This window comes from Pedobacter lusitanus (assembly GCF_040026395.1).
Taxonomy (GTDB): Bacteria; Bacteroidota; Bacteroidia; order Sphingobacteriales; family Sphingobacteriaceae; genus Pedobacter; species Pedobacter lusitanus.
Map to the genome: position 1 here is coordinate 605,485 of NZ_CP157278.1, position 12,525 is coordinate 618,009.

The window sequence follows — 12,525 nt, forward strand, 5'->3', positions numbered from 1 at the left end:
TTTGTACTTTTGTGACGGAGAGTTGTCAGAGTGGTCGATTGAGGCAGTCTTGAAAACTGTTGATCTGTCAAAGGATCCGCGGGTTCGAATCCCCCACTCTCCGCCAGGCAAAAATGCTACCCCAAAGGGGTGGCATTTTTTGTTTTAAATCGGCCTGAGCTCTTCAGCTCACAGGCCAGATTTAAAACAAAAAATTGCCAGGAGCGCAGCGACAGCATTTTTGCCTGAAGCCTCCCCCAAAAGGGATCAGCGAGAGTAACGAGCTAATCCCCACTGAAGGATTAGTTAAATTACGGTAAGCTTTATTGAAAAATCTACTCTAATATTACACCTTGATATTTTTATTAACAATTTTCAATTTCTTTTCTTAGATCATTAGCAATATTTGTCCATACTGTTTGCTCAGACAGAATTAGTTTACAATCACATTCATTTTTAACAACTTCAATTATATGCCTGTACCAGTCAAAATATGTCCATCCTCTTGGTTCTGGTGAATAAAGAAAAAGTCCCTTATCATCCCAATGCACTTCTGTCGCTGTCCTGTAGATAAGAACAAAACGCTCTGTGACAGGCTTGATATATAGTCTTTTTTTGTCATCAATCCCCAATTCTAATATCTGATCATCTATCATTATTTCTGTATAGTTCTTCAAGTAAAGAATCGGTTAGTTTTCTCTCTTTTATATCTGACCATGAGTTGTTTGTTTCAGGGAAGCCATTTCTGCAATATCCCGCATGATTCTGAAAGTCAAACACAGCATGGTAATAGTCATTTATGGAAAGAAAAGCTTTTGATAATTTTTCGTTCCATAATATTTTAACTGTCGATGGTTTATGCCTATCAGTTACATTGGCAACATTGTAAATATGAAGTCCGTCCAAAACTTTCAAACCGTTATTACTTCTATCAACTGCATAAAAATAGCCTGTTTCACAATTATCTTCAAATACAACAGCATTATCATTTTCCACAGTACTTTCAATAAAAGTATCTTGACCGACATGAAATGTCTGCTTTTCGTAAATTACTAGTAATGTCTTGTCCATCATAAATTAGCGATTAACCCTCTTTGGCGTCTTAAAATTATACAGTCAATCCAAGTTGATATTTCCGTTCATAATTATATCCGGATGATTTTCCAGCTCCTCATTTGTTAAACTTGGATCAGCTTCACCAAGTTTGAAGTCTATTGTATCGGTCACATAGGTGCTAATATTGTAGATATGACTGATATCTTTATCCAATAGATATTCAAGTAATTCATAAACCACAGCGGAAGCATTCAATGCGTAACTGCTATCGAAATCGCCAAATTCATTTCTACAGAAACTAATAGAATCTTTTAATACTCCTACATCTCCCCAACTGCGATTTTCTGAAAATGACACATAATCTGACAATAGTCGCTTGTAAATATCCATAAACTGAAATCGACAAGCACATCTGAACTAGATTTGTCAATTTTACTTTTAAATAATATTGTAAATTCTGAACCAGTCATGTTTTTTTCTTATACTCATTAGTGGTGATTTATCTTAAGTTACTTAATCAAAATATAATTAATTGTTCTTCATCCACTCAATTGCTTTCTTGGTTACTAATTCTTCTATGTTGTCTCTGGTAGCTTCTGGAACATAATTTTGATAACTCTCACCGTAATCTAAATCGCACCATGCCCAGTAAAATAGATAAAATTCGAAGATTGGTTTTTCATAATCAAAAGCTAGACCTGTAGAATACAATGCTTCCAGATTAGTCTTAACATCAGCCGATTTTGCAATTTTTTCAATGAAATTTCTACAATATCCAATTATTGCTTCTTGTTTTTCAGGCACTGCGATTCCGAGCTCTTTTAGTGAATTTAAAAGATATTTTTCTGCTTCAAAGAAACTTGTTGGCTTTGATATTCCTGATAAGATTAGCAACGAGGGGGTTTCATAGCCTTTCAATAGCATTTCGAGTGCCCAATCGACAGCATGATCGATGTTAAAATCTTTGAGGTGCTGATAAGCCAACATTTTACTCGTTAAATCACTTGTTTGCATTTGGATCTTTACTTATGGCCTATTTATCAAGTTTCACTTCATTATAAAGTCGCTCTAATATCCAATTAAGCTCGCTTTGCTCACATGCATATTCGCTAATCCGCCCATAAGTCTCGTATGATGAGATATTAAATCCATCCTCGATATCATTGTAGAAAATAACAGAATTACCGAAAATGGCAACAACCCAAAATCCACCGCCCTCGTCTCCATATGATGTTTCCTGCCACTTTTGTGGTTGAATTTTAATCAGCTTCCAGAAGTTCAATAATGCACCTTCAAGTTTCAATTCACCACGTGAAAGCCATTCTTCAAGTTCTTTTAATGAAATTGGTGTCCACATGCTAAAAGTGATAAACTGTTACAATAATATATATTCATTACTTTGTCTATATTCCGCGGACTTCCGGAAACTTTTAAGCCTATTTTCTTTAGCTCTTTTTCACTTGTTAAAAGATTCCTATTTACCATAAAAATTAAAGGCAATGATATATTATTTTGCACTGCTCTAACTTTAGCAGATTGTCTTTTTTAGTGTCATCAGGTTGTTGTTTTTATTGAACGGCATTCTCGCCAATTAGACAATTGCGCTCTGGATTTAAATAATCCAATTGCTTATCTTCAAACAACTGTTCCAATTGCTCTACTCCATGTTCAATCTTAAAATCTCTTTCCTTCTGTGTGATAGGAATAAACCAACAACACTCAATCTCCTTACCATCATATTCAAACAACTCTAGTTTAGGACCATCAAGATATGGAGTAGAGATAAAGCCGTAGTCACATTTTGAATTGTCTAACCAAGGCTGCCCAATATTAACCGTATGATTTATGTTCAGTGGCAATCTGTTTCTATGATATGAGGCACAGACAGTCAAAAGCTCGACCAAGCTCTCGTCTGCTTTAGGCGAGTAAACAAACAACTCTATTAAATTATCATCCAAACGGTCTTCAGACATACCTACCGTACAATAACAAACCATAGCATGCTTTTTATTGGGAGGAAATTCTAAAATAAAAAAATCTGGATGCAATTTATCCTCTGGTCCTTTCCCAAGTTTTAAACTTTTACCAGATACACCAAAATAACGTACATAATGATCAACTAGTTCTGTAATATATGTTTTCAAATTATCTGAATTTATTATAATCTAAGATTGTTAAAAGTTGTCTACCCGAAGCTTAATATTATCAAACAATGCATGCAGAAAGCTAATTTGTTTTGGAGAAAAATTCTCCAGTTCAGCTTTTTTCAAAATTCGTTTATTTTTCTCCAGATGTTTTTTCATTCTATCTTTCGGTGCATATGCAGACATATATTCCTCCATACTTAGTTTCAGTTTTCCTCTCAAACATGAATTTGGATTTGCCATATAATAATTAGTAAAACTGGCCATGTGGCTGTAAAACAGATCTTCAACAGTCGTAGTAAAAGATTGCATAGTAAAATCATCTGTCTTCACTTTAGCACATATCTCTTCTAATTTAAGAACAGCAGGAACATCAAACTTTCCATTCATAAGTACTGTAGCAGCACTATCTGATTTTTCTCTAAGACTTAATACTTTTTTTACAGCCGAATATTTAGTTGAATCAATCACCAGGACAAGGTTTGACCTTTTGCCAGAATGTTCATAATCGTTTTCAGACTGTTCATATATTTCATGTTCCGATTTGGACTTAGTTTTAGTAATTGATTCCAGCTCTGATATAATCTCTTCATGAAATCGTTTAGAAATTATTTTCTGCTCTACTTCGTCTAATTCTACTTTTCTGGACCACTTCCCATTTTTAAAAACTGATCTTAGAGCAATTCTAGTTGAAACTCCATTTTGATCTTCAACTCTTGGCATATAAGAGAAAAAATACATTTCCTCCCGACCTTTATTCAGATATAAAACGTCTCCTTCTAAAGCGCCTGTACCTTTCTGCCAATAATCTGAATCATATTGCCATTTCTCAGGAATTACATTTTCCGGGTGTGCCTTTCTAAAGCTATCTACAGCTAGTTTAAATTTATTCTTCTGTATTGGGAACGTAAAATAAGACCATCCACCCAGACTTCCTTTCCCTGGATAATTACAGGAAAACAAGCACATAAATATTAAAAGGAAGAACAGATTTTTAAACATTGGATCAATTTTATTCCGTCAATAAACAAATAATCTGGATTCTTTCGACTTTGACAGTCTCACTATTCCTCAGCATATACTATTCTGAATACTTCGGCTGTTTAATATTACATATACCTTTTGTAAAGGTAACAAAGAATTTTGCAAATGAGTTTGGTTTGGTGATCCTCTATCATCAGCATTTTACTCACCCTTTATTTCTGGTCAAGGTGTAAACAACCGGACAGCCACCTGAGTAATTTATCCCTGATAAGAATGCGTTATTTAGAATTATCAATAATATTTTTCAAGAAAGATACCCATCAACTATAAAAAATTCAATATATGAAAAACAAAGCTGAGTACTGGATAGAACGCCTGGATCTTTAGCCACATCCCGAAGGTGGTTATTACAGAGAGATTTTCAGATCTCGTGCCAGAGTTCATCGTGATTATGAAAGTGAATTTAGAAGCTCCTGCACATCCATTTATTATTTGCTTGAAGGCAATGATTTCTCTAGCTTTCATCGGTTAAAGTCTGACAAGCTTTGGTACTTTCATGTGGGTCAGCCTATAAATATTAACGTTTTAGATACAGATGGGAGTTACAAGTGTATAGAACTCAATGACTCAGAAACTGGTAATATGCAGGCTTTCATCGAACCGAATTGTTGGTTTACTGCAGAGGTTTCATCAAAATCGGATTTTGCGTTGGTGAGCTGTGCAGTCGCACCAGGCTTCGACTTTTCAGAGTTCGAGATGGCAACTAAAAGTTCGTTGACCAGCGTTTACCCGGCTCAGAAAAATCTGATCGAGAAATTATGCCGGTTTTAAAACATAATATTGTGGCTTATCTGCTACTATGCAGACGAAATTCCGCATAGTAGCAAATAGAATTTCCTGTATAACTGAATAGTCTATAGCATTTGCAGCTAAAAAGAAATTAAGATTGGTGAGTCAATAATCACAAAACATCCCTCCCTATTAATTATATAAAAAGAATAAAAACTAATAAACGATATCAGGATACGTGACGGTTTCAAAAACGGAGTTATATTTGTAACCATGGTTTTCGAAAACGACTCGAAGGATTTTCTCTGCCTTACTGAACTTGATAGTGAAAATCAGGACAGTGTTTTTCATGCTCGGAAAATGGACAAGACTTTTATCTGGAATACGGCAGACAATTTAGCAATAACCATTGATAAGGTTCCCTATCAACTTTCAAGAAATGAGATTATCTTTTTAACCGAATTTCACAAAATCGATGAGGTAAGACTCTGTAGTGCCCGAATGATTCGGTTCAATAAATCCTTTTTTTGCATGATTGATCAAGATAGTCAGGTAGGAAGCAAAGGCTTGCTGTTTTATAGTGCAACACATGTTCCAAGGCTGGTTTTAAATGAAAGTGAAGCCGATGATTTTGAAATCTCATGGAAAATTTTCTGTAAAGAAATGCATAACGAAAGTCTTCTGAAGAAAGAAATGTTGGAAACTATGCTTAAGAGAATGCTAATTCTCTCTGTCAGAATTTTAAGTAAATCCACCTATTTGCAAGACTTAGAGAAAAAACAGCTGGATATCGTCAGGGAATTTAATTATCTGGTCGATTCCTACTTCCTCAAACATCATGACGTTGCGTTTTATGCGTCAAAATTAAACAAGTCACCAAAGACATTGGCTAATTTATTTTCTACTATTTTAAACCGTAGTCCACGTGAAATTATTCATGACAGGATTATGATTCATGCCAGAAGGCAGATTCATTACGGTAATTGCTCAATCAAGGAAATTGCCCATCAATTGGGTTATAATGATATTCAGACATTTAGTCGGTTTTTTCGCAAGAGAGAAGGTATATCTCCCGTTCAATATCGCGATAAATTCACGTCGCAGCACAAGTAATCCCTCTTAAATTTCTATATTATTTCCATTTATCCAGCGCAGGAAGAATTGCTAACTCTTAAGGAATATCTGCCTATCAATGGTCTCTTTTTTACTTGCACATTTGGCTAGTCAATAAAAGAAGAGAAAAAATTATGAGTAAAGAAAAAGTTAGGATGAGAAGGCTGGGTTGGGCCGGGCTTGAAATTGAATGCGCAGGAGAAACGCTTTTGATAGATTATGTTCAGGAGATTTCACAGTTGGCGGTGATGCGTAGTGTTAATGAGCGGTTTCCAGTATCTTCTAAAACAGGCGGAGCTTCAGTCGCATTATTAACGCATTTACACAATGATCACGCAGACCCTGGAGCATTAAATGTGGCACTCAGCAAAGATGCCCCGGTTTTTAGGCCGATTACGGCCATGGGCAACGATGCGGATATGGCACTGACAAAACATGCGGAGATCGAATTCAAAAAGTACAAGCTCAGAACTGAAATAGTTGCGGAGTGGGAAGAAAGAAAGGTCGGTCCGTTTCGGATTTTTTCAGTGCCTGCTGTTGATGGATTCGGTGATCCCCAGCTTAGCTGGGTTGTAGAATGCGGAGGGTTTAGAATCTTTCATGCAGGAGATACCTTGTATCATGGTTTGTGGTGGAGGATTTTTCACAGATTTGGTCCCTTCAATGTTGTATTCTTGCCAATAAATGCACCAGTTGTAGATTTTCCACCGCTTAGGCCAATGAGTTCCATTGAGGCTGTAATGACTCCGGAGCAGGCTGCTGTAGCTGCAAATATCCTTAAGGCTGACTTTGTGGTTCCAATACATTATAATACCCTGCATAAACCACCTGTCTATATCGAGACTCCAAATCCAGTAGAGCGATTGCGTGCCAGCGTAACAGATTTAGATGTAGGTATAATGATTAAAGAACCTGGTCATTGGTTTCAATTGTGGTAATAACTAACAAAATGTCAAAAGAAAAATTTCCTTTTTTTGCACTACTAGCCTTTACAATGGTTGCTTTTTCGGCTATCATAACAGAACTTCTACCTGCAGGAGTACTGCTTGGTATGGCGCATGATCTGCAAGTTCGTGAATCAAGCATCGGAAGACTGGTTTCATATTATGCGTTAGGTACAGTTTTAACAGCTTTTCCCGCCACTGCATTAACAAGCGGCTTTTCCCGTAAGCCTTTGCTGATGACTGTTATTTTTTGCTTTTTTTTATCAAATATTATTACAGCTTTTTCACAAAACTACTGGCTTACCGTGGCTATGCGAATACTGGCAGGAGGTTTTGGCGGTATCCTATGGCCACTCCTGGCTGGTTATGCGGCGAGATTGGTAAATGGAAAGAATACAGGGAAGGCCATATCAATGGTAATGGCCGGTAGTACAATAGCGCTTTCCGTTGGATTGCCCATAGGAGCTTTTTTAGGTCAGATCATCGGATGGCGAGGCACTTTTGCGACCTTGTCTGCATTGATATTTATACTCATTGTGTGGATAGCATGGAAAATTCCAGGCCTTAATGCTGATGAAAAGAAGATGAGTATACCAGTTAACCTATTTAAGATCCCAGGTGTGTTTCTGGTTATGATCACGACATTTACAGCCTCACTTGCGACATATGTAGCCTACACTTATCTTTCACCAATTATGGTCACTAATGGAATTAAAGATAATACAGGTTTTGCTTTGGGATTATTCGGTATAGGGGCAGTATTGGGAATTCTCCTTACTGCGAGGTTTATTGATACGCATATGAGATCAGCATTACTATTATCCATGCTTCTCGGAGCGAGCGCATTATTCATCGTTTCTTTGGCAGGCCATTTTTATTTTGTTTTCTATACGTGTATCGTATTCTGGGGCATTTCCTTCGGAGGCCTACCCTCGCTATTGCAGACCGCAACTATCAATGCTACTAAGGGCCTTCCTGAAATAGGAAGCTCCATAACTGTTACTGTTTATAATATAGGGGTTTTTTCCGGAGCATTTATCGGTGGGCTGATTTTAGATTATACAGGTCCTTGTGCAATATCCTGGACAAGTTTTCTATTGATGGCTATCGTGATTTCACTGGTGGTTATGGGGCGTAGGTTTGCTTTCCCAGGCCGAAAAATTTAATAAAAAACAAAATAACTAATTGATCAAAATTTTGAACTTTTAAAATAATCGAAAAATGAAAACAAAAGATTTAACCATTATATTAGTACATGGGGCCTGGTCGGATGGTTCTAATTGGAGATACATTATTCCGCTGTTACACCAGGAAGGATATAAAGTCAGGAGTGTCCAAAATCCCCTAACCTCTTTAGAGGACGATATCCAAAAAACAAACGATTTAATTGATGCGCAAGATGGCAAGGTTTTGTTAGTGGGTCATTCTTATGGCGGGGCAGTAATTTCTGGTGCCGGAAATAATGGTAAGGTAGTAGGTCTGGTTTACGTTGCAGCATTTGCACCCGATAAAGGGGAGAGTTTAGGAAGTATATCTGCAGAAAAGATAAAGCAGCCAGCTGGAAGAACAAGTATATATCCGGATAGCAAAGGCTTTCTGTGGATTAAATATGATGAACACCACAAAAATTTTTGTCATGATGTAAATGAAGCTGATGCCTTAGTGGCATCGCTGGCGCAAAAACCAATCCACAGTAAATGTTTTGGCGGAATCATGGGCGATCCTGCCTGGAGGAATAAACCAACCTGGTATCAGGTGTCTTTAAATGATCAGATGATTTTGCCAGAAACACAGAGAGAAATGGCAGAAAGAATGAAACCTGAAAAAATAATTTATTTAGAAGCCAGTCATTTTTCATTAGTTTCCAAACCTCAGGAGGTAGCCCGGTTGATTCTTGAAGCTGCAAAATCATCCGAATAAATCCTGATTGAATTTATGACAATGAATCAACTAACCAGACGAGAATTAATTAGGAAGGGCGGCTTAGCCTTAATCGGTATTTCATTACCTTCCATAAAAAAAATAAATCATTCATTTATAGAGATGTCAACAGCAACCAATAGAATTAAACCATTTTCAGTCTATGTTCCACAACAAGTTCTGGATGATCTAAAATTAAGATTAAATCTAACCCGATGGCCAGATCAGATAACAGGATCCGATTGGAATTATGGTACTGATCTTTCTTATATGAAAGAATTGACAAAGTACTGGCAGAAAACATTTGACTGGCGAAAAGTTGAAGCTGAAATCAATTCTTATCCAAATTTCATGGCTGATATTGATGGGCACAAGATTCATTTTATGCATGTCAAAGGAAAGGGCAAGCGATCAGTACCATTGATAATTACCCATGGATGGCCAGGATCATTTCTGGAAATGATGAAACTTATCCCCCTATTGACCGAAGACCCTCACTTTTCTTTTGACCTGGTTATCCCGTCCATTCCAGGATTTGGCTTTTCTGATAAAATTATTCATCCCGGTTGCAACAGTGAATTTGTTGCCGACATTTGGCATCAGTTAATGACGGAACTTGGGTATCAACGTTATGGAGCACAAGGTGGTGATATAGGCTCTGGAATCAGCACATGGTTGTCTTTAAAATATCCATCTAATATTATTGGTTTGCATCTCAATTATATCTCTGGTTCTTATAAACCCTATATAGCGGATGGCGAACAACTTTCTGAGGAAGTATTAGCTTTTCAGAAAACTGCAGCGGAGTGGTCTGCCAGGGAAGGTGCATATGCTTATATACATGCTACGAAACCACTGACAGCTGCATATGGGCTAAATGATTCTCCTGTTGGACTATGTGCATGGATTGTTGAAAAATTCAAGGGCTGGAGTGATAATAACGGAAATATTGAAAATAGTTTTACCAAAGATGAGCTACTTGCCAATATCACCTTATACTGGATAACGCAAACGATACATTCCTCTATGCGAATTTATAATGAAAACAGTAAAAAACCATTGGTATTTAAAAATAATGAGCAAGTAACAGTCCCGGTTGGCTTTGCTAAATTTCCAAAAGAATTGCCCACTCCTCCCCGGTCATATATTGAAAGGGGTTTTAATATCCGCCACTGGACAACAATGCCTGCCGGCGGGCACTTTGCTGCAGTGGAACGGCCAGAATTACTTTCAAAAGATATTATAAATTTCTTCTCAGGATTGAAATAAAGAATAATGTAAAAAGCAGATTGCTTAAATATTTAGACGCTTTAGTTACTAAACCAACGCAACTAAGGCGTCTCCATAAATCGTACAAAAAGTTAATTATTCAGCTTTCACCCCTATTTCATGTGTATTAAAATCCAGTAGATAAGAGTTTTTATAGAAGAAATTAATACTATAAATTCCATCTCTTGAAGGATTGGATACTAGCGGATGAAGTTTAGTCACATTACGCTTCATGTCATTAATATAACTATAAGTATATCCCTGAGCAGTGCTAAAACTCACCGTCGTACCAGTATCCATCGTTGTTTCACTGGCAACATCTGTATAAATTGTATTGTCATTAGAAGTACCGGTATCCAATAAGATCGATTTTGCTACTGCTGGCTTACCATCAAGACTCACCATAGCTGCCAGGTTAGGACTAAATGAACCGCTTGTTTTTAAGCTTTGCGCCTGAAATACAAATCCCACTCTTGATTGATCATTTATACCCACACTGAGTAAAGACTGTCCCGGCGAATCCGTATATGAAGTTACCTTATCCCAGTCAACCAAGCTAAGCTGTGACAATTTAAATCCCGCATGAAGACCTTCAATAAGGTTGAGATAACTAAACGGACCTTTGAGATCTGAACGTTTGGTTACCAGCCCTTTTAAAGGGGTACCCGAAGAATATACACCTGCTATCCCATCTGCCTGCGGATCTACAGGTATAACCGCAAGTGACTTATTATCAACACCTTTATAAATCAGTAAGAAAGGCATTCGCTGTGTCTTGACAGCCCCTGAATCATCACCTATTTTAAAAGTTGCATAAGCAATATTTCCATAAAATGTACGTGCGTTATCTTTACCATAACTGGCACTAAGTTTCGTTCTGGTCACTGTAATTCCATTTGAAACTAAAGAATCTTTATCAGTGATAACGATTCCGGTATCGGCTATCAGAGCAGGTGCCAATATAGATTTAGCTTGCAGTACGATACCCTCTGACCCGGTATCGAACATCATTTTAAGTTTAACATCACTTGACCCTACCTGCATAACAGGAAGATAGATTCTTCTACTATAGCCTGCTTTAGACTGACCGGGAAAAAGGTTTATACATACCGGGTTTGTAAGCTGGTCAGAGGCCGTTTTTACTGACAGCTGATTAATCTGAGGCTCTGGGATAGAAGATTTTTTACAGGAATAAATGGCTGTAAAAAATAAAACAGCGAATAGTTTACTGAATGGCGATTTTAAGATAGGTTTTTTCATAGATAAGTAGTTAGTTTTACATAAGTAAGACAGCTAATCCAGATCAAACAGGTAGGAACATGAATAATAAATCCTCGTTTCTAAAGCATGGAATATTTTTTAGGCTTTATGCCGATATGCTTCTCGAAAACTCTGGAAAAGTGACTTAGATTTTCAAATCCCAATTGGTAACCAACTTCTGAAACCGAAAATCTTTCTTCCCGGAGAAGCCGGGTAGCTTCTTTCATTCTCCTGTACTGGTAATAATCATAAATGCCCATGCCAAATACCTGCGTAAAAATATTGCGCATTTTCAATTCGTTCATTCCGGCAATAAGTTTTAATTCTAAAACAGAAGTGGGTTTACTCAAAGATGAAATTAGTTTGTTGCGCACCTTATAAATGGACTTTATATCGTTTTCGTTCAATCTGTTATGGACATGCCTTTCGCGTTTACTCAGACTTATAAACAAATGAAAAAGTAATTCCATTGCTTTAAGCTTATAATGATAATCAATCAGAGCACCGGGCTCCTCTTTTTTCACGAAGTCATTAACCGTGCGTACAATATCATCGGTCATGATTTCTTCTATTAAAAAATCATGACGGTTGTTAAACAAAAATCCGAACTGTTCAATATCATTCTTTAAAAAGCTTTTCAGATAGCTCGCACTAAGAAATATAGTAACAATATTTACCTGATTACCCTTTTCGAAATAACTTTCAAACGAATACGAAGATGAAAATACATGCACGCACGGAGGTGCTGATTGTGTATTTGACTCTCCTCCCGCACCTGTTGATTGATTATCCCGCAATATATTTTTAAAGTAAAAACAAATGCTGTCTTTGATAAACCGGGGTGCCTGTGTTTGGCGCGAGAATGTTTTCTTCACTGTATAACCGGTGATGAACATAGCTAATTCGGGCATAAAATCGAAAGTTCTCTGATAATGAACTTCCAGGTTTTTCTCTGCCTTTTTCCCAATATCATACCCGATTTTATTCATGAACTGCAAAAAGGTACTCATGTCTTTCTCCGTTTCCATATTTTCAGGACTATTATTATTAGCTAAACGGCTATTTTA

At 37.0% G+C, this 12,525-nt stretch carries 14 protein-coding genes, 1 tRNA gene and 1 pseudogene; 7 read left to right on the forward strand and 9 right to left on the reverse strand.

Annotated features, from left to right (window positions below; all coding sequences use genetic code 11):
• The first annotated feature begins 16 nt into the window (after nt 1–16).
• Nucleotides 17–106: transfer RNA gene (locus PL_RS02750), tRNA-Ser, on the forward strand.
• 238 nt (nt 107–344) lie between these two features.
• On the opposite strand, the gene PL_RS02755 is transcribed toward PL_RS02750, so the two are convergent.
• The 7 genes from PL_RS02755 to PL_RS02785 form a co-directional block, all read right to left on the reverse strand.
• Entirely contained in the window at nt 345–635 is a 291-nt protein-coding gene (locus PL_RS02755; protein WP_041885997.1) for a hypothetical protein, read from the reverse strand.
• Nucleotides 625–1,053 (reverse strand): DUF2251 domain-containing protein, encoded by a 429-nt coding sequence (locus tag PL_RS02760; protein WP_041885995.1) that lies wholly within the window; start codon nt 1,051–1,053, stop codon nt 625–627. Before PL_RS02760 ends, PL_RS02755 begins: the two co-directional genes overlap by 11 nt.
• A gap of 42 nt (nt 1,054–1,095) precedes the next feature.
• Nucleotides 1,096–1,425 (reverse strand): hypothetical protein, encoded by a 330-nt coding sequence (locus tag PL_RS02765; protein WP_152620386.1) that lies wholly within the window; start codon nt 1,423–1,425, stop codon nt 1,096–1,098.
• A 138-nt stretch (nt 1,426–1,563) separates the two neighbouring features.
• Nucleotides 1,564–2,049: a hypothetical protein gene (locus PL_RS02770; protein ID WP_152620385.1), complete on the reverse strand. Its 486-nt coding sequence runs from the start codon at nt 2,047–2,049 to the stop codon at nt 1,564–1,566.
• A 19-nt stretch (nt 2,050–2,068) separates the two neighbouring features.
• Nucleotides 2,069–2,392 (reverse strand): hypothetical protein, encoded by a 324-nt coding sequence (locus PL_RS02775; protein WP_052496567.1) that lies wholly within the window; start codon nt 2,390–2,392, stop codon nt 2,069–2,071.
• Nucleotides 2,393–2,603: 211 nt separating this feature from the next.
• On the reverse strand, nt 2,604–3,179 hold the full coding sequence (locus PL_RS02780) for a suppressor of fused domain protein (protein ID WP_052496566.1): 576 nt from the start codon (nt 3,177–3,179) through the stop codon (nt 2,604–2,606).
• Between the two features lie 30 nt (nt 3,180–3,209).
• A complete protein-coding gene (locus PL_RS02785) occupies nt 3,210–4,181 on the reverse strand; it encodes a hypothetical protein (protein ID WP_041885990.1) in 972 nt (323 codons plus the stop codon).
• Nucleotides 4,182–4,562: 381 nt separating this feature from the next.
• On the opposite strand from PL_RS02785, the pseudogene PL_RS25985 reads away from it, so the two are divergent.
• From PL_RS25985 to PL_RS02810, 6 genes and pseudogenes are all read left to right on the forward strand, one after another.
• Nucleotides 4,563–4,994 (forward strand): annotated as a pseudogene (locus PL_RS25985) (cupin domain-containing protein); the annotation flags it as partial.
• 489 nt (nt 4,995–5,483) lie between these two features.
• Nucleotides 5,484–6,065: a helix-turn-helix domain-containing protein gene (locus PL_RS02790; protein ID WP_160292157.1), complete on the forward strand. Its 582-nt coding sequence runs from the start codon at nt 5,484–5,486 to the stop codon at nt 6,063–6,065.
• A gap of 134 nt (nt 6,066–6,199) precedes the next feature.
• Nucleotides 6,200–7,003 carry an MBL fold metallo-hydrolase gene (locus PL_RS02795; protein ID WP_052496564.1) on the forward strand — a complete coding sequence of 268 codons (804 nt, stop codon included), beginning with the start codon at nt 6,200–6,202 and terminating at the stop codon, nt 7,001–7,003.
• 11 nt (nt 7,004–7,014) lie between these two features.
• Entirely contained in the window at nt 7,015–8,175 is a 1,161-nt protein-coding gene (locus PL_RS02800) for an MFS transporter (protein WP_348620936.1), read from the forward strand.
• Nucleotides 8,176–8,230: 55 nt separating this feature from the next.
• Nucleotides 8,231–8,929 carry an alpha/beta fold hydrolase gene (locus PL_RS02805; RefSeq protein ID WP_041885982.1) on the forward strand — a complete coding sequence of 233 codons (699 nt, stop codon included), beginning with the start codon at nt 8,231–8,233 and terminating at the stop codon, nt 8,927–8,929.
• 21 nt (nt 8,930–8,950) lie between these two features.
• Entirely contained in the window at nt 8,951–10,198 is a 1,248-nt protein-coding gene (locus PL_RS02810; protein ID WP_235324647.1) for an epoxide hydrolase family protein, read from the forward strand.
• 96 nt (nt 10,199–10,294) lie between these two features.
• Here PL_RS02810 and PL_RS02815 read toward each other — a convergent pair whose 3' ends face one another.
• Together PL_RS02815 and PL_RS02820 are read right to left on the reverse strand one after the other, a co-directional pair.
• The gene (locus tag PL_RS02815) at nt 10,295–11,458 is read right to left on the reverse strand and encodes a hypothetical protein (RefSeq protein ID WP_041885978.1); all 1,164 of its coding nucleotides are present in this window, start codon (nt 11,456–11,458) and stop codon (nt 10,295–10,297) included.
• Between the two features lie 80 nt (nt 11,459–11,538).
• Nucleotides 11,539–12,486: a helix-turn-helix transcriptional regulator gene (locus tag PL_RS02820; RefSeq protein ID WP_200890802.1), complete on the reverse strand. Its 948-nt coding sequence runs from the start codon at nt 12,484–12,486 to the stop codon at nt 11,539–11,541.
• Nucleotides 12,487–12,525: the final 39 nt, after the last annotated feature.